The organism is Pseudomonas savastanoi (assembly GCF_020917325.1).
In the GTDB taxonomy this organism is placed as follows: domain Bacteria; phylum Pseudomonadota; class Gammaproteobacteria; order Pseudomonadales; family Pseudomonadaceae; genus Aquipseudomonas; species Aquipseudomonas amygdali.
Map to the genome: position 1 here is coordinate 1,590,701 of NZ_CP076652.1, position 20,024 is coordinate 1,610,724.

Below are 20,024 nucleotides of genomic sequence, written 5' to 3' on the forward strand. Positions count from 1 at the left end.
TTTCGCATCCGCAATGGTGTCGGCAGAAGAAAAGAACATTCTGGTCACCAGCGGCAGTGACCGTGCAGCACCGATTGCTGTTGTGCCATTCGGATGGCAGGGCGGTAACGTACTGCCGGAAGACATGGCGGAAATCGTCAGCAACGATCTGCGCAATTCCGGCTACTACGCGCCGATCCCGAAGCAGAACATGATCAGCTTGCCGACCCAGGCCAGCGAAGTCATTTTCCGTGACTGGAAAGCGCTGGGTGCCCAGTACGTCATGGTCGGCAACATCACGCCTGCTGGCGGACGTTTGCAGATCCAGTACGCGCTGTTCAACGTGGCCACCGAGCAACAGGTTTTGACCGGTAACGTGTCGGGTACCAACGATCAACTGCGGGACATGGCGCATTACATTGCCGACCAGTCGTTCGAGAAGCTCACCGGTATCAAGGGTGCGTTTTCTACCCGCATGCTCTACGTGACCGCTGAACGTTTCTCCGAGAACAACACGCGTTACACCCTGCAGCGTTCGGATTACGACGGTGCTCGCGCAGTAACCCTGCTGCAATCGCGTGAGCCAATCCTGTCGCCACGGTTTGCGCCGGACGGCAAGCGTATTGCCTATGTATCGTTCGAACAGAAGCGCCCGCGCATTTTTGTTCAGCACATCGATACCGGTCGCCGTGAGCAGATCACCAATTTTGAAGGCCTGAATGGCGCGCCTGCATGGTCGCCGGATGGCAGCAAGCTGGCATTCGTTCTGTCCAAGGATGGTAACCCGGAGATCTACGTGATCAATCTGGCTTCGCGCCAATTGAGCCGCGTTACCAATGATTCTTCGATTGATACTGAACCTTTCTTCGGAAAGGACGGGTCTACGCTATACTTCACGTCGGACCGTGGCGGCAAGCCACAGATCTACAAGACAAACATTAATGGCGGCGGTGCCGAACGTGTAACGTTCGTGGGTAATTACAACGCCAACCCGAAATTGTCAGCGGATGAAAAGACGCTGGTAATGATTCACCGGCAGGACGGCTTCACTAATTTCAAGGTGGCAGTGCAGGATTTGGCCCGCGGTAGCGTAAAAATCCTCACAGATAGCAACCTTGATGAGTCGCCTACTGTTGCGCCCAACGGCACCATGGTAATCTACGCCACCCGCCAGCAGGGCCGGGGAGTCTTGATGCTCGTGTCCATTAATGGACGCGTAAGGCTCCCGCTTCCTACCGCTCAAGGCGAAGTCAGAGAACCTTCCTGGTCCCCTTACCTGAACTGACGCGGCGCTACACGATTTGCTTAACACACTGGGGTTCATTAGGAGTTTCAAGATGGAAATGCTGAAGTTTGGTAAATTTGCTGCGCTGGCTCTGGCCATGGCTGTAGCTGTAGGTTGCTCTTCCAAAGGCGGCGACAATGCCGGTGCAGGCGGTGCTGTTGACCCTAACGCTGGTTACGGCGCCAACACTGGTGCAGTTGACGGCTCCCTGAGCGAAGAAGCTGCTCTGCGCGCAATCACTACCTTCTACTTCGAATACGACAGTTCGGACCTGAAGCCAGAAGCCATGCGCTCCCTGGACGTGCACGCAAAAGACCTGAAAGCTAACGGCGCTCGCGTTGTTCTGGAAGGCAACACCGACGAACGTGGTACTCGCGAGTACAACATGGCACTGGGCGAGCGTCGTGCGAAAGCCGTTCAACGCTACCTGGTTCTGCAAGGCGTTTCCCCAGCTCAGCTGGAACTGGTTTCCTACGGCGAAGAGCGTCCAGTTGCTACCGGCAACGACGAGCAGTCCTGGGCTCAAAACCGTCGCGTCGAACTGCGTAAGTAATTTGACATGCGAACGTGCCGACGTGCTCTAACCGTTTTGGCCCTCGCCCTTCCGCTTTCAGCGTTGGGTGCGGCACCTGTGGTCGATAACAATTCTGGCTCTGGCAGCAGCAGTTATCCGCCAGCGGGTTATGGCACGTCCGGCGCCTATGCCGGGGGAGGGGTTACGGCCCCTGCCTCGGCACAAGGTCAGCTGTTCATGCAATTGCAGCAAATGCAGGACGAAATCGCGCGTTTGCGCGGTGTTGTCGAGGTCCAGCAGAATGATATCCAGCGCATGAAGCAGGAAGCTCTGGAGCGTTATCAGGAACTCGATCAACGCATAGCCAGTGGCGCAAGTGGCGCAGCCGCTCCGGCTACCAATAATTCTCAACCTGCTGGTGGCGCTATCGACGCTAGTGGGACGCCTTCGGCTTCAGCGGCTCAGCAGGCACCGGCAGCAGGCACCGAGCCTCCTGACCCGGCGAAGGAAAAGCTTTATTACGAAGCGGCCTTCGATTTGATCAAGGCAAAGGACTTCGACAAGGCCAGTCAGGCCTTTACCGCTTTCCTGCGCAAATACCCGAACAGCTCGTACGCGGGCAATGCCCAATACTGGCTGGGTGAAGTGAATCTGGCCAAAGGCGACCTTCAGGGTGCAGGTCAGGCGTTCGCCAAGGTCAGTCAGCAGTATCCGAAGCATGCCAAGGTGCCTGACTCCCTGTACAAGCTGGCCGACGTCGAGCGTCGTCTCGGTCATACCGACAAGGTAAAAGGCATATTGCAGCAGGTGGTCGCCCAGTATCCTGGCACCTCAGCTGCACAATTGGCGCAACGAGATCTTCAGCGTCTTTGATGTTCTGACCCGCTGATCAAGAAAGCCGCGCTAGTCGCGGCTTTTTTCGTTAGAATCTCGCACCCGAAATTCCGGTACACCCTACGCTTTTCCGGATTCTGCGATTGCAGGGTCCTTTGAAGTGCCTGACGGAGGCGGACGGCCTGTTTAGCTGTTACGCCCGTGGCTGATATGCAAGAGACATTACGCATCACCGAAATCTTTCACTCCTTGCAGGGTGAAACCCGTACGGCTGGCCTGCCTACCGTATTTGTCCGCCTGACCGGTTGCCCATTGCGCTGCCAGTATTGTGACAGCGCCTACGCATTCAGCGGTGGGACTATCCAGACGCTGGATGACATCGTTGGGCAAGTGGCGGCCTATCGTCCTCGCTATGTCTGTGTGACCGGCGGTGAGCCGCTCGCTCAGCCTAATGCCATCCCGTTGCTCAAGCGTCTTTGCGATGCGGGCTATGAGGTGTCACTGGAGACCAGCGGCGCGCTGGATATCTCGGCAGTCGATCCTCGTGTAAGTCGCGTTGTAGACCTCAAGACTCCCGGGTCAAGGGAAGTCTCGCGTAACCGTTACGAGAACATCGAGCTGCTGACGGGCAACGACCAGGTCAAATTCGTGATTTGCTCGCGCGAGGATTACGACTGGGCTGTCTCCAAGCTGATTCAGTACGGTCTTGAACGTCGTGCGGGCGAGGTCCTGTTCTCGGCCAGTCACCACGAGCTTAAAGGCCGTGATCTGGCGGACTGGATCGTTGCCGACAATCTACCGGTACGCTTGCAGATGCAGTTGCATAAAATTCTTTGGGATGACGAGCCGGGGCGCTGACATGAGTGAATTGACCAATACCGAAAAAAGAGCCGTGATCCTCCTGTCCGGTGGCCTGGATTCCGCAACCGTGGTCGCCATGGCCCGCGCAGAAGGCTACGCCTGCTACACCATGAGCTTCGACTACGGCCAGCGTCATCGCGCCGAACTGGATGCGGCAGCGCGCGTTGCCCGCGATCTGGGTGCAGTCGAGCACAAGGTCATTGGCCTGAACCTCAACGGCATTGGCGGCTCGGCATTGACCGATAGCTCCATCGCCGTGCCCGAGTCGCCCTCTGAGGGCATTCCGGTGACCTACGTACCGGCACGCAACACGGTGTTCCTGTCGCTGGCGCTGGGCTGGGCAGAGGTGCTGGGTGCACGGGATATCTTCATCGGCGTCAATGCCGTGGACTATTCGGGCTATCCCGACTGCCGTCCCGAGTTTGTCGAGTCGTTCGAGCGCATGGCCAATCTCGCGACCAAGGCTGGTGTGGAAGGGCAGGGGTTCACAATCAGAGCGCCGCTGCAGAACCTGAGCAAGTCGGACATCGTCAAGGCAGGCGCTGCTTTGGGGGTCGATTACTCACTGACGGTTTCCTGCTATCAGGCTGATGACCAGGGCCGAGCCTGTGGCAAATGCGACAGCTGTCGCCTGCGCGCCGAGGGCTTCACAGCCGCAGGTATGGCAGACCCGACACGTTATTTTTAAAGTTTTTTGAAAAAGGTGTTGAATTACTGATAAAAATCAGTAATATACGCGCCACACAACAGAGGGTCGTTAGCTCAGTTGGTAGAGCAGTTGGCTTTTAACCAATTGGTCGTAGGTTCGAATCCCACACGACCCACCATTTCGAAAATCTGGAAGGCCCATGAAAATGCGGATTTCCAGATTTTTTTTTGCATTGCAGATTGTGGTGCCTGGATTGCTGCTTTGAGCGTCCTGTGCTCGATTGGTGCTGTGATCTGTAAGGAGGGTGGAAAGCCTTTCCAAGGCGTCCCCTCGACAATTTTGTTTCAATTCATCTGATCTCCAGTCACACCAGCATTTTGTCGGCTATGGCTCGCCGCAATCCTGGGCGAATAAAGGTGCGCTCAGCGAAGAGGCATCCATGCCAGTTGGTGCCAACACCCTTATCCCGTTAATTCCGCACTCACGGATCCGTGCCGACGGTGGCAGATGACTGCCATCCCTGCTGCGGCCTTAATATCAAGGCCGCGTAGAAGGCAGCTCCACTGAAAGCACCTCCGTAAAAGATGCTTGTGGAGAAGTCGGGACCGCCATCGGCTGTGAGGTATTGGTGTTTACGCCAGCTTCAACAGTGGCAAAGACGGCCTATAGCGTTAAGGCAAGTGCCGGTTCTCTCAGATAAATCCAGGTTTAAATAAAGTTCAATAAACCGGATACATGGTCGATACAAATATTTGACGCCATAATGGTGGCGTTCTAGTATTGCCTGCCTTTTTGATGTCGATCTGCCACTTCTGGGATGTGCTGTGTATTTCAGTAGCTCGGAACTGCAATGCTTTCGGTTGCCGTCATGGCCATTTCTCTGCTTGTGGCTACTGCGCTGGGTGATATGCCCTGCTTGAAAGATCTTGAAAATGACCTTCGCGTGCTCCCAGCAACGTCCTGATGTGACCGAGCGCGAAGCGCCGATCTATTTTCGTATGGATTTCTTTCTTTAGTCAGACCGCTTTCAACTTCCCGCTCTGAGGTCGTTTACATGGACGTTCACCAACTGGCTCTGCTTGCTCGCCAGCCTTCTGCCTTGCTGATCGAGCGCCAGTCCTTTTGGGGAATGCCCAAACGCGGCCTCGCGCTGATTCTGGCCAATGCCCTGTTCTGGCAGCCGCTGCTGGTTCAGGCCGAAGGCATCGTGGTCAGTGGGCCGAATACCAGCCTGAGCCAGGCGGGCAATGGCGTGCCTATCGTCAACATTGCCACGCCCAATGCCACCGGCCTGTCGCACAACCAGTTCCAGCAGTACAACGTCGACAGTCAGGGCGTCATCCTCAACAACTCCACGAGCCAGACCCAGAGCACCCAACTGGGCGGCATCATCGTTGGCAACTCCAACCTGCGCGGCACGGCCGCTACCACCATTCTTAACGAAGTAGTCGGGGCCAACGCCAGCCAGCTCAGGGGCTACACGGAAGTGGCCGGGCAGGCGGCGCGGGTCATTGTCGCCAACCCGTATGGCATCAGTTGCAACGGCTGCGGTTTCATCAATACCCCGCAGGTCACGCTGACCACCGGTAAACCGGTGCTGGATGCCAACGGGCAGTTGCAGCGTTTCAATGTGCAGGGCGGCAGCATATCCATCGATGGCGTGGGGCTGAACGCAGACAACGTCGACCAGTTCGACATCATCACGCGCAGCGCGAAGATCAATGCCGAGCTGCACGCCAAGCGCCTCAACATCATTGCCGGTCGTAACGATGTCGATGCGCAGACCCTCAATCCCACAGCCCTGCCTGACGACGGCAGTGCCAAACCGGAACTGGCCGTCGACAGCTCGGCGCTGGGCGGTATGTATGCCGGCGCGATCCGTCTGGTGGGCACCGAGGCGGGTGTGGGCGTCAGGCTGGCTGGCGATCTGGCGGCCAGTGGCGGCGATATCCAGATTGATGCCAACGGCCATTTGAGCATGACGCAGACCGCGGCAAGCGGCGCTGTCACGGCCAGGGCCAGCAGTGCCGAAGTCAACGGCCCGGTCTATGCGGGGTCGTCATTGACCATGAGTACCGCGGGCGATCTCACTACCCGGCAGAACGTTGCCGCACGCGATGCGCTGAGCCTTTCCGCAGGCGGACAGCTCAACAACTCGGCGGTGATCGAGGCGGGCGTCAATGCCGACAACAGCCGCAATGGTTCGGGTGATGTAACGCTGTCTGCCAACGGGTTGACCAACAGCGGCAGCATCACCGCCAGTCGCGCCTTGCAGGCCACCATTACCCAGACCCTGAACAACCAGGGTGCCACACTGAACGGGCAGTCCAGCACACGCATCGTGGCCACAGCTGTCGACAATCGTCAGTCAGGCCGAATTTTGAGCCAGGGCGGCACTGTCGATATCAACGCGTCTCAGGTGCTCAACAGCCAGAGCGGGCTGATCAGCAGCAATGGCACGATGATCATCACCGCCGCTTCGCTGGACAACAGCCAGCAAGGCAAGCTGTTCAGCAGCAGCGCTTTGTCCGCTCGTATTTCCGGGCCGTTGCTCAACCAGCTGGGGCTTATCAGCGCCAATGGCGATCTGCTACTCAACGCGGCAAGCGTGGACAACCGCAGCGCGGAAATCTCCAGTCTCGGCAGCCTGACCTCGACCGTCAGCCAGTTCGACAACCGCGAAAAAGGCCGTCTGCTGGCCAACGGCGCGCTGCAACTGACCTCTGACCACCTGAACAACCAGAACGGCTCGGTCGCCGGACAGCAAGGCGTACAGCTGAATCTGGGGCAACTGACCAATACCGGCACCGGCAGCGTTTACGGCAAAAACAGTCTGAACCTGGCCGTCAGCGGCGCGTTGAACAATGACCAGGGCACACTGCGCAGCGACGGCACCCTAGATGTACGTGCGGCGTCTCTGAGCAACAACACTGGCAGCATCACCAGTGCCAGCACGGCGTCAGTCAGCACAAGCGGTGCGGTGGTCAACCGCGGCGGGCAGATCCTAAGCGATTCAACCCTGACGCTGACCAGCGCCAGTCTCGATAACAGCCAGAGCGGGCGTATTGCCGGTAATGGTCTGGCACTCACCACCGGTACCTTCGATAACCATCAGGACGGTCGCCTGACCAGTACCGGCGCACTCCAGCTGAATGCCGGGCTTGTCAACAACAGCGACGCCGGTCGTATTGCCAGCGCCATGGCGCTGACCGCTGTGGTCACCGGCCTGGACCAGACCAACGATGGCCGATTGTACGGCAACGGTGATGTCAGCCTCGACCTGAGCAACGGCCTGCTGACTAACCAGGGCGGTCTGATCAATGCGCCGGGCCAGTTGCTGCTGAAAAACCTGAGCGTGGTCAACAACCAAGGCGGTGAGATATCCAGTGCCAACGGTTTTACACTGGCAGCCAACTCGCTGGATAACACGGACGGCTCGCTGCTCAGCGACAACGCTCTCGTTGTGCGCATCGATCAGTTGCTGACCAACCTGCGCGGCAAGATTTCCGCCAATGGCGTCAATCTGAGTGCAGCAACGCTGGACAATCGCAGTGCGGAAATTTCTAGTCTGAGCACCCTGACTGCCAACATCGGCCAGTTCGACAACAGCGCGAAAGGGCGTCTGCTGGCCAACGGCACAATGCTGCTGACAGCCGATAACCTGAATAACCAGAACGGCGTGGTTTCCGGACAGCAGGGCGTTCAGCTGAATCTGGGACAGCTGAACAACTCCGGCGCTGGCAGTGTTTATGCGAAAAACACACTGGGTCTGACGCTGACCGGTGCATTGAATAACGATCAGGGCGTACTGAGCAGTGACGGCACGCTGGACCTGAAAGCAACTTCTCTGGCCAACACCGGCGGTCGGGTCACCAGCGCCGGTGCTGCCACGTTGAAAGTCGATGCTGCCGTCGTCAATCAGGGCGGGCAGATCATCAGCGATGCAGGCCTGACGTTTTCCAGTGGCAGCCTGGATAACAGCCAGAGCGGGCGTATTACCGGTAACGGTCTGGCACTCACCACCGGTACCTTCGATAACCATCAGGACGGTCGCCTGACCAGTACCGGCGCACTCCAGCTGAATGCCGGGCTGGTCAACAACAGCGATGCCGGTCGCATTGCCAGCGCCATGGCGCTGACCGCTGTGGTCACCGGCCTGAATCAGACCAACGACGGTCGTCTGTATGGCAACAGCGATGTCAGCCTCGACCTGAGCAACGGCCTGCTGACTAACCAGGGCGGCCTGATCAACGCGCCGGGCCAGTTGCTGCTGAAAAACCTGAACGTGGTCAACAACCAGAGCGGTGAAATCTCCAGTGCCAATGGCTTCACGCTGGCCGCGACCACGCTGGATAACACCGAAGGTTCGGTGATCAGCGACAAAGCCTTGATCGTGCGTGTCGCCCAGTTGCTGACCAACCTGCGCGGCCTGATTTTCGCCACCGGTGTCGAGCTGAGTGCCGCGACGCTGGACAACCGCAACGCGGAGCTCTCCAGCCTTGGAGAGCTGACCGCAACCGTCGGCCAGTTCGATAACAGTGGCAAGGGCCGTTTACTGGCCAATGGTGCGTTGCTGCTCAATGCCGACAGCCTGAACAACCAGAGCGCTGGTGCCGTTTCCGGCCAGCAGAGCGTGCAGTTGAACGTCGGGCAACTGATCAACACGGGCGGTGGCAGCGTCTACGCCAAAAACAGGCTGGGTCTGAAAGTCACCGGCGTCCTCAACAACGATCAAGGGACATTGCGCAGCGATGGCACGCTGGTGTTGAGCGCCGCCTCTCTGGGCAATACTGCCGGTAGTATCACCAGCTCCGGGGCCTCGTCCCTGACGGTCGATGGTGCCGTGGTGAACCGCGGCGGGCAGATTCTCGGCGATTCAACGCTGGTGCTCACCAGTGGCAGTCTCGACAACAGCCAGAACGGGCGTATCGCCAGCAATGGTCTGACACTCACCACCGGTACGTTCGACAACCAGCAAGGCGGCCGCCTGACCAGTACCGGAACCCTTCAGCTCGATGCCGGGCTGGTCAATAACAGTGACGCCGGGCGCATTGCCAGCGCCATGGCCCTGACGGCCGTGGTCACCGGTCTGAATCAGACCAACGATGGCCGTCTGTACAGCAACAGTGACGTCAGTCTCGATTTAAGCAATGGCGTGCTGAACAACGACGGCGGTCTGATTACCGCGCCGGGCCAGTTGCTGCTGAAAAATCTCAATGCAGTCAGCAACCGCAGCGGTGAAATTTCCAGCGCCAACGGCTTTACCCTGGCTGCGACGTCGCTGGACAACACCGCAGGCTCGGTGCTCAGCGACAAAGCGCTGATCGTGCGTGTCGACCAGTTGCTGACCAACCTGCGCGGTCTGGTGTCTGGCAACGGCATCGATCTGACGGCCAATGAGCTGAATAACAACAGTGGCAGCCTGAGCAGCGATGCCGACCTGCTGGTAAACGTCACTGGCCAGCTGTCGAGCCGCAGCGGCGAGCTGACCAGCGCCGGTAACACGACCCTGAATGCGTTGAGCCTCGATAATGCCGCTGGCCAGGTCATGGCTGACCGGTTCCTGAAACTGGTGATCACTGAAACCATCGACAATCAGGCCGGAACGCTGGGCGCAGGGCAGGGTATCGACATCGGTGCTGCGAGTCTGGACAACCGCCAGTCCGGTGCACTGGTCACAGATGGCCAACTGACTCTGAAACTGACCGGCGCGCTGGACAATCGCGCGGGTGGCAGCCTGCAAGCCAAGGGCTTGATGGACCTGTCGAGCAAGACGCTGGATAACCGTGGTGGCCGTATTGCCGCGCAAAACCTGCTGATCGTGCATAGCGACAGCGTGGACAACCGTGGCGGGTCGATTCGTGCCGAGAAAGGCCTGCAGCTGTTCGTCGATGCCCTCGACAATAGCCAGACCGGCCTGAGCGCCGGTCAAAAGGGCCTGATCAACAGCAATGCCGGTCTTGAACTGGTCGGCACGCATCTGGATAACCAGAACGGTCTGCTCAACGCCGCTGGCCTGATGCAGTTGCAGGTCGACAGCGCTCTCAACGGCAGTGGTCGTATCGCCAGTCAGGCCGACATGGTCGCCAATATCGCCAATCTGACCCAGCAGGGTGGCGAACTTGTTGCGCAGGGCAATCTGACCCTGACCGGCAAAACCCTCGACAACCAGGCAGGCGGCCTGGTGGGCTCCACAAAAGCGCTGAAAATCGATGTTACCGATATCGACAACAAGGCCGGTGAACTGTCCAGCCAGATCGGTGTGGACATCATTGGTCAGACGCTCGACAACAGCAACGGCGGCAAGGTCCTGGCAGGCACTGCACTTGGGCTGACCGTGGCGCGCGTGATCAACCTGAATAAAGGCCTGTTGTTCGGCAACACCCTGCGTCTCGACGGTACCCGCCTGGATAACGCAGGCGGTACGCTGGCGAGCCAGAAGGACCTGAACATCAGCCTTTCTGGCGCGCTGGACAACACGGGCGGCCTGCTCAGCAGTGAGTCAGCCATGACGGTCAGCGCTGCTTCCCTGCAAAACGCTTCGGGCAGCCTCTCCAGTGCCGATGCCTTGAGCGTCACCACCACCGGGGCTTTGAACAATCAGGCGGGCTCCGTTACCACCGACGCAACGCTGACGCTGACCAGCGCCAGCCTGGACAACAGTCAGGCGGGCAAACTGGCTGGCAAGGGCGCCACGCAGGTCACCACCGGCACGTTCGACAACAGCCAGGGTGGTCGCCTGACCAGCAGCGATACCCTGCAGTTGACGGCCGGTAAAGTCATCAACCAGAGCGCCGGACGTATTGCCAGTGCGCTGGCATTGACGGCCAACGTCACCAGCCTCGACCAGCAGGGTGGTGAGCTGTTCAGCAACACCTCGCTGAGCCTCGACCTGAACAACGGCCAGTTGAACAACCAGGGCGGTTTGATCAACGCCCCCGGCGTGTTGCTGCTGAAGAATCTCAACGGCGTGGCCAACCAGAACGGCGAAATCTCCAGCGCAAAGGCCTTTACCCTGAACGTCGACAGTCTCGATAACAGTGGCGGCAAACTGCTCAGCAGTCAGGCTCTGACGCTGATCGTGAACAAGGCCCTGAGCAACATCAAAGGTACGATTTCCGCCGCTGCGTTGAACACTCGTAGCGACAGCCTGGACAACACCGAAGGCTTGATCAGCAGCCGCGCAGCTCTGGACCTGACGGTCAATACCGCCCTGACCAACGTCAAGGGCACGCTGATTGGCGACGGCGATGTGACGCTGAGTGCCGCGACAGCAGACAACGGCCTCGGCCAGATCGCCAGCAAACAGAACCTCAACGCACAGATCGGCAGCCTTCGGCAACTGGGCGGTCAGATGCTTGCCCAGGGCACATTGACCTTGCGCGGCGACGCGCTGGACAACCGTCAGAACGGTTTCATCGGCGCAACCCAAGCCCTCGATATCAATGTCACCGACATCGATAACCGTAGCGGTGAACTGTCCAGTCAGGATGAGATAACCCTGACCGGCCAGCAACTGAACAACAGCGACAGCGGTCAGGTGCTGGCGCAGAAAGCCTTGAATCTGAACGTTGCGCAGATCACCAACCGAACGAACGGTCTGCTCTCCAGCCAAGGCGGCTTGACGCTGGTCGGTAGCACCCTGGACAACACCGGTGGTGCGCTCAGTGCCCTCAAAGCCTTGGGTATCGACCTGTCTGCAGCACTCGATAACACTCAAGGCCTGATCAGCAACGAAGATGTCCTGACGGTAAAGACCAGCAGTCTGACCAATACCGCAGGCAGCGTCTCCAGCGCTGGAAAACTGACCCTCGACAGCACCGGAGCAATCAGCAACCAGGGCGGCAAACTGTTGACTGATGGTGCGCTGGACCTGAAAAGTGCCAGCCTCGACAACAGCCAGAAAGGTAATATCAGCGGCAAAGGCCTGCTGACCCTCAAGACCGGGAATTTCGACAACAGCCATAACGGTCGCGTCAGCAGCAGTGATCGTCTGGACCTGACGAGCGCACAACTGACCAACAGTGATGGTGGCAGCATCGGCAGCAGCCAGGCACTGACCGCGAGTGTCAGCCGCCTGAGCCAGCAGGGCGGTACCCTGTTCAGCAATACGTCCTTGAGCCTGGACCTGAACAACGGCCAGCTGGACAATCAGGGCGGTTTGATCAACGCGCCGGGCGCACTGCTGCTGAAAAACGTCAACGAGGTTCTGAACCAGAACGGCGAAATCTCCAGCGCTCAGGCGTTTACCGTCAACGCTCAACAACTGGATAACAGCGGCGGCAAACTGCTCAGCAACCAATTGCTGACCCTGCGCATCGCCCGTGCGCTGACCAACGTCAAAGGCATGATCGCCGCAGCCGGTGTCGATGCCACCGCCAATACCCTCGATAACACAGGCGGCACGCTGACCAGCCGCAACAACCTGGACCTGACGGTTACCGGTCTGCTCACCAACCGTGACAAAGGCCTGATCAACGCTGCTCAGGCGCTCAAGGTGGGCAAAGCCAGCCTCGATAACCAGAACGGCCAGGTGCTGGGCGGCACCAGCCTGATCCTCGACGCTACATCGATCAACAACACCGCCAAAGGCCTGATCAACAGCACCGGCACCCTGAACCTGACGGCGGGCAGTCTGGATGCCGGCAACGGCGGCGAAGTGTCGGCCACGCGTGACATGACCCTGGTACTCAATGCACTGTCGCTCAACGGCGGACGCGTGATGGGCGACGCCGGGTTGTCCATCGACATGCAAGGCAACGACCTCAACAACCTCGGCGGTTTGATCACGGCAGACGGTTCGCTGACCCTTAACCGCATTCGCGACCTGAATAACCAGTCTGGCGAGGTCTCCAGCGCACAGAGTTTCAGGTTCGATGGCCGCACCCTCAATAACAGTAGCGGCAAGCTGATCAGCAGCAACGTGCTGACAGTCAACGCGACCAACCTGCTCAACCAGAACGGTCTGATATCCGGCTGGCAGGGCCTGAACGTTTCCGGCAACCGCCTCGATAACCGTACCAACGGCACCTTGTCCAGCCGCAACGGCAACCTTGTGACAACCCTGACCGGTGAATTGCTCAACGGCGGCAACGGTGCGTTGGTCAGCCAGAACACACTGAGCGTAACCGCTGACAGCCTCGACAACAGCGGCGGCATCCTCTCCAGCGGAACCGGTCAGACCCTGACCGTCGCGGGCCTGCTGAACAACAGCCAGAACGGCCTGATCGACGGTGGTGCCGGGCTGACCATCAAAGCCAATGCCCTGAACAACGCGGCCGGTAACCTGACGGCCCAGCAGGGTTTCAGCTTCGAAGGCAGCAGCCTCGACAACAGCGCCGGTAACCTGAGCAGCAAGGCCGATATGACACTCGACCTGCTGGGCAGCCTGACCAACACCAGCGGCAAGCTGGCCAGCGGCGGTAACCTGCTGTTGCGGCGCAGCGCGGCGATCAACAACCAGGCCGGGCAACTGATCAGCCAGAGCCTGATGACCCTCAACACATCCGGGCAACTGGATAACCGCAACCGTGGCACCGTTGCTGCCAACAACACACTGAAAGTCGTCGCGGGTGGCAGTGTCCTCAACGATGCTGATGGCTTGATCTATAGCCAGAACGCCGATGCGCATTTGAATGCAGCGAGCCTCTCCAACGTTCGTGGCGCGGTCCAGAGCGTCGGCGCACTGGTTGTCGATGTCGCTGATACCGTCGACAACCAGAACGGCCGGATCATCGCCCAGGGCGGCGACCTGAACCTGACCGGTGCCAACCTCTACAGTCAGGGCGGAGTACTGTCCAGCCTGCAAGGTCTGTTCACCGCGAAACTGGCCGGCGTGCTGAAAAATGGCTATGACGCCAATCGCCAGGGCGGTGTCATCCAGGCGCAACGCCTCAACCTGACCGCGCTGGGCGGCTTCGACAACTACGGCGGGCGAGTCTCCGCACGCACCGGCGAAGCGCTGATTACTACCCCCGGCTTCGACAACCGCAACGGCGGCCTGTACGCCAAAGGCCTGGTGCGGGTCAACGGTGGCAACTTCGACAACAGTGGCGACAACGACGGCCAGATCGCCGGTGGCCAGGTCGAGCTGAACCTGAGCGGCGCACTGAACAACCGCCTCGGCATCATCGAAAGCGACAGCACCCTGGCCGTGACCGCTGCCAGTCTGGACAACCAGACCGGACAACTGCGTGCGCTGGGCGGTGGCGGCACCACAAACTTCCAGATCGGCAACCTGTTCGACAACCGCAACGGCACCCTGGAAAGCGCCAACAGCGACCTGACTCTCAACGCTGGCAACTTCCTCAATGGCGGCGGTTCGCTGCTGCATACGGGTAATGGCACGTTTAATATTTCTACGGCCAACGTCACCAATGCTGGCGGCAGCATTGTTACTCGCGGTGGTTTGACGCTGACGGCTGACAACTGGACTAACAGCAGCGTGATTCAGGCCGGGCGATTGACGGTGAATGTCGGAACCTTGAATCAGACGGCGGGCGGGCAATTGCTGGCGTCGAATTCGTTCAGTGGGAGTGGCGGTAACTGGACGAATGATGGGTTGATTGCGAGTGATGGAGATGTAAGCGTCAATCTGGGCAGCTATCGCGGTAGTGGTCGCATGAGCAGCGTAGGTACTCTTGGGCTCAGCGCTGCGCAGATTGATCTAAATGCTGCTACCGCAATCACCGCAGGCTCACGTGGAACAGTTACCAGCAGTTCAAGCCTAACCAACCTTGGACGTCTGACGTCAATGGGCGATCTTACAGTCAATGCATTTTCATTGATTAACCAAGGTACATTGGGCAGCACCGGTAATCTGCGAATCAATGCCGATTCATTGAGTAATCAGAATGGATTGTTGTTCAGTGGCGGTGATATGGCCTTGCGCGTTGGTAACTTTACCAATCGCTTTGCAGATGTTTACAGCTTGGGCAATCTCAGTATTGCTCGTGATGATAATAATGGCTGGAGCTCTTCGATAAATAATGTGTCTGCGACTATAGAGAGCGGTGGGGACTTATCACTTGCCGCTGATTATCTTGAAAACCGTAAGGATGTGTTTGAGGCTGTAGGAGGCTTGGTTTCAGGTGCTATTGGCGTTCAATGCTATTCGTGCTCTTCCTATCGCATGAAAGCTGAGTCTAGTCATATGGTTTGGGTCGAGAACTATTCGTCCAAAATTACAAAGAATTCTTCGTCATCAACTATAACCGCAGGGCGTAATCTGACGGGGGTGGGGCGTGAGTTTGTCAATAATGCGTCAACACTTAATGCTGTAAGAGATTTATCTATTGGTGTGCAGAAGTTTACCAATAAAGGCGCTACAGCTGGCAATTATACAATACGCCGCTCATTTGCTGCTGGTGATGGTTTACCTTTTTGGTACAGCGTGCTGGCGTATAATGCCGCTAATGACCCAAGCTATGAGAGCTCTGATAATTATGTAGGTGGGAAGTTTTCTAGGGCAAATTTACATTTATGGACTGCTGATGGGACAGAGTTTATTCAGGCAACAAGCGGAAATGGTCGGGAATCGAGCCACGTAACTACATTCGGCTGGATCTGGGTTCCCTCTGAAACCGGAGAGCATGCCTTTTCTCCTCCATTGCCGACGTATAGTAATGGGGTTAGAACTGAAGCACCTGATGTAGTGAAAAATGCTAGTTTTTTTGAAAATGTTGTAGTTGCAAATGATGCGTCAAGTTCTGAGAATGCGGTAGTGCAGGCAGGCGGTACTGTTCGCATAAATGCTACCCAGGATTTAAGTAATAGTGTGGTTCGTGAAGGTATTACGTTAGGTACAGGTGCCGCCCGCTTAGGCGTAACGCAACTCAGCGGAAGTGCTTCACCTACGGTAGTGTTAATTAACGCCCAGCTCCCCCCCGACCTGGCCCAGCAACAAGTTAACCCTTTAAGCCTGCCAGGTTTCAGTCTGCCCACCGGCCAGAACGGACTGTTCCGTCTGAGCGGCCAGACCGGCACCGCAGCCGCTGTCGCCCAACCCGTCGGCCTGCCACAAAGCTGGACCATGGGCGGCGCGGCCGTATCCGTCGCGCAACGCGAGCATACCGTTTCCGATGCGCAGGCAAGCACCATCCAGATCGGCTCGGTAGGCCAGATATCCAACGCCACCCGCCAGCTTGCTTCGGTGATACGACAAGGTGCTGGTGTGAGCGCCAACGCATCCTCCTTCGACGCCAGCGCGCCAAGTGCCTCGCCTATTGGCGGATTTGTACTACCAGGCCATACGTCTGATTCCACAGGTGTAACCAGCGTCGACAGCGTCACCGGTATAGCGACGGGCAATCAGGGAAGTGGTGCTTTGCTGCCTGTGCAAAATGCAGGTTCGACGGGTCTGCCGGTTATAACCGCCACAGGATCCAGTAGTTCGGCGGTCCAGAATGCCGGCATGGTGCAGGGCACGCGTATCAACAGTGCCGGTCAGGTTGTAAGCGATGCTCAGGGCCGCCCGGTAACTGCAACGGTTAGTAGCCCGGTCGCTGCTGCCGCAGCACAAACCGTTACCCGAGTGCAGGGCCTGCCCAGCAGTTCGTTCGTTTCCAAACCGCAAAAATACCTGATCGAAACCAACCCGGTCCTCACCGAACTCAAGCAGTTCATGAGCTCGGACTACCTGTTGGCCGGTCTGGGCTACGACCCGGAAGTCAGCGCCAAGCGCTTGGGCGACGGCTTGTATGAACAGCGCCTCGTTCAGCAGGCAGTCGTGGCCCGCACTGGTCAGGCCTTCATCGATGGACAGACCTCCAACGAGGCGCAGTTCAAGTACCTGATGAACAACGCCATCGCCAGCAAACAGCAACTGAACCTGGCTGTCGGCGTATCGCTGAGTTCACAACAGGTCGCAGCGCTGACCCACGACATCGTCTGGCTCGAAGAGCACGAAGTGAATGGCGAGAAAGTGCTGGTGCCGGTGCTGTACCTGGCCCAGGCCGACAATCGCCTTGGCCCGACCGGCGCATTGATTGCCGGTAACGATGTCTCACTGATCGCTGGGCAAAACCTCGACAACGTTGGCACCTTGCATGCGGCCAATAACCTGTCAGCGGTTGCCGGTAACAATCTGGTCAACGCTGGCCTGATAGAAGCCGGCAACCGGCTCGATCTGCTCGCGGGCAATGACCTGATCAACACCGCTGGCGGCATCATCAAAGGTCGCGATGTTTCACTGACCGCGATCAACGGCGACGTGATCAACGAACGCAGCGTCACCTCGATGGACAACAGTGCACGCGGTCAGCGCCACAACGAGTTCGCCGACAGCGCCGCGCGCATCGAAGCTGCCAACGACATGAGCATTTCGGCAGGCCGCGACGTCATCAACAAAGGTAGCGTGCTGGAAAGCGGTCGTGACATGAGCATCCAGGCCGGACGTGACGTCACCATCGCCCCGACCGAAGTCACCAACAGCCTGTTCTCGGACAGCAAACACAACAGCAGCGACATCACCCAACTGGGCTCCACCGCCAGTTCCGGACGCGACCTGACCGTTCAGGCCGGACGCGACATCTCCGTCATCGCCAGCCAGATCGACGCCAAACGCGACATCGCCATGGCGGCGACCGAAAACCTCACCATCGGCTCTGCGGCGGACGAAGAGCACTCCCTGTCCAAAAGCAAGAAACTGACCCGTCAGGAAGACCACGTCAGCCAGGTTTCCTCCGATCTTGATGCCGGGGGCAGCGTCGCCTTGCAGGCTGGACAGAACCTCGCCGTGATTTCTAGCCGTATTACGGCCGGTAAAGAGGCGTATCTGGTTGCCGGTGAGAATCTGGACATTCTGGCCGCGCAGGACAGTGATTATTCGCTGTATGACAAAAAGAAGAAGGGGAGTTTTGGGGCGAAAAACTTCAAGCGCGATGAAGTGACCGACACGCGCAATATCAGCAGTGAAATCACTACAGGCGGTAACCTGACGCTGGCAAGTGGCGGCGACCAGCGGTATCAGGTTGCCAAACTGAACAGTGGCAATGATTTGTTGATCAACAGTGGCGGCGCAATCGATTTCGAGGGCGTGAAAGACCTCCACGACGAAAGCCACACCAAGAACAAAAGCAGTGCAGCGTGGTTCTCGACAAAAGGCAAAGGGACAACTGACGAGACCTTTCGCCAGAGCGAACTGGTGGCCAAAGGCGAAGTTGCCATTCAGGCCGTCAACGGTCTGCGCATTGATGTGAAACAGGTCGATCAGCAAAGCGTGAGCCAGAGCATCGACGCAATGGTCAAGGCCGATCCGCAACTGGCCTGGATCAAGGATGCCGAGAAACGAGGTGACATCGACTGGCGTCAGGTCAAGGAAATCCATGAAAGCTTCAAGTACGACAACTCGGGCCTTGGGCCTGCTGCGCAGATTGTTGTCGCCATCCTGATGGCGGCGGTGATGGGCCCAGCAGGCTTTGGTTTAAGCGCTGGTATTGGCGGCGCTGTAGCAACCAGCGTTGCGACTACGGCGGTGACGAGCACGATCAACAACAAGGGTGATCTTGGCGCTGTTTTCAAAGACGTGACGTCTTCCAACGCCATCAAGGGATACGCCATGGCGGGAGTCATGGCAGGTTTCGTACCGACCATCAACCCGAAAAATCTGGGCTTGGACCTTGCGAGTTTTCAGACCGTTGCGACTAAGGTGATCACCGAATCGGTGATCAAGACCGCGATCATGGGCGGAAGCTTCAAGGATAATCTTGGCTCTTCGATCGTCAGTACGGGAATCGCTATGGGTGGCGCCATTGCCGCACGCAAGATCGGTGATTTCACTCTGTTCGATGAGGGCAAACTCACCAAAGTTGGCATGCATGCCGTGCTTGGCGGGTTGATGTCCGAGGCCATGGGCGGCGATTTCCGAACGGGTGCCTTGGCCGCTGGCGCGAATGAAATGGTTGTCGATTATCTGGCGGAGAGACTTCTGCCAAAAGGCGTTGACAGAGATTCTCAAGCCTATCAGGCAGGTGTCAGCAAACTGATGACTGCCTCGCAGTTGATCGGTGCTCTGACTGCTGCCGCAACGGGAGGAGACGCATCGGCAGCAGCGGCGGTGACGGCTAATAGTACGCAGTACAACAATCTTGACCACCCTTCGGCCCAGCGGTTGCTTGATGAGCTGCAAGGCTGTCGGGCTTCGCAAGGTTGCTCGGAGCAGAACATCCGCTCAATCATTGCTGACTACGAGAAGCTATCGAGCGAACGCTCAATGGCTATCAATGCTTGCACAAGCCGATCCTGCGTCGAGGACATTCAGAGAAGCGCGGTCTCGCTCACAGAGCCTGTCGCCAAAGACTTGCTTAACTTCTTGAAGCACAGCGTTTCTTACGATATGGCTGGTTTGCTTACAGGCAATCCCGGGGCGGTTGCTGTTCCGTCACAAGGCGTGGATGGTTGGGGCGCGCTATTCGTTTCTGATAAGCAGATGGCTTACGCCAAAAACGTGAAGGAAGGATGGCTGACACCTGAGGAAACGGCCGGGCTTGATCAGTGGGTCAAAGACACGAGCTGGCTCGATGCTCAGAAGGGGAGATCAATAACAGATGTAAAAGAGCGTGCTACTCTGCTTACCGACCTGATGGCTGCAGCAGGGATGGCGGTGCTGGGCGGGTCGCGTGCTGGCATGGCTGGCGTAAAGCCATTGCGAGCTACTGTTGAGCCTGTTTATAAAACGACGAAAGAAGCTAAACAAGCAGCTGAAGCAATGGGTTTTAGGAAGATCAACGAGACCGTCCATGACGGCCAGGCAGTTTTTAAACGGGGTAACGACTTTATCACGAGAGATCTCGACGGGCACAATGGTGGCGCTTGGAAAATGGCTAGCTCCGTCAAAGCTCTTGGTAGTAGAGATACCCGTGAGGGAACTTTTGATGTTAATTTAAAACGTATCGGAGATTGAG

At 57.9% G+C, this 20,024-nt stretch carries 6 protein-coding genes and 1 tRNA gene; all 7 read left to right on the forward strand.

Annotated elements, in window-relative coordinates:
• The first annotated feature begins 13 nt into the window (after positions 1 to 13).
• The 7 genes from tolB (at position 14) to KP808_RS07115 (ending at position 20,023) form a co-directional block, all read left to right on the forward strand.
• Complete coding sequence (gene tolB, locus KP808_RS07085) at positions 14 to 1,264, forward strand: Tol-Pal system beta propeller repeat protein TolB (RefSeq protein ID WP_216597196.1); 1,251 nt, start codon at positions 14 to 16, stop codon at positions 1,262 to 1,264.
• A 52-nt stretch (positions 1,265 to 1,316) separates the two neighbouring features.
• A complete protein-coding gene (gene pal / locus KP808_RS07090; RefSeq protein WP_002554651.1) occupies positions 1,317 to 1,817 on the forward strand; it encodes a peptidoglycan-associated lipoprotein Pal in 501 nt (166 codons plus the stop codon).
• A gap of 6 nt (positions 1,818 to 1,823) precedes the next feature.
• Positions 1,824 to 2,651, forward strand: a complete 828-nt coding sequence (ybgF, locus tag KP808_RS07095; RefSeq protein ID WP_080394846.1) for a tol-pal system protein YbgF — start codon at positions 1,824 to 1,826, stop codon at positions 2,649 to 2,651.
• A 171-nt stretch (positions 2,652 to 2,822) separates the two neighbouring features.
• A complete protein-coding gene (gene queE / locus KP808_RS07100) occupies positions 2,823 to 3,470 on the forward strand; it encodes a 7-carboxy-7-deazaguanine synthase QueE (RefSeq protein ID WP_230017885.1) in 648 nt (215 codons plus the stop codon).
• A gap of 1 nt (position 3,471) precedes the next feature.
• Positions 3,472 to 4,161, forward strand: coding sequence for a 7-cyano-7-deazaguanine synthase QueC (queC, locus tag KP808_RS07105; RefSeq protein WP_057402404.1), 690 nt, complete (start codon positions 3,472 to 3,474; stop codon positions 4,159 to 4,161).
• Between the two features lie 63 nt (positions 4,162 to 4,224).
• A tRNA-Lys gene (locus KP808_RS07110) sits at positions 4,225 to 4,300 on the forward strand.
• An 876-nt stretch (positions 4,301 to 5,176) separates the two neighbouring features.
• Complete coding sequence (locus KP808_RS07115) at positions 5,177 to 20,023, forward strand: two-partner secretion domain-containing protein (RefSeq protein WP_230017887.1); 14,847 nt, start codon at positions 5,177 to 5,179, stop codon at positions 20,021 to 20,023.
• Position 20,024 lies beyond the last annotated feature (1 nt).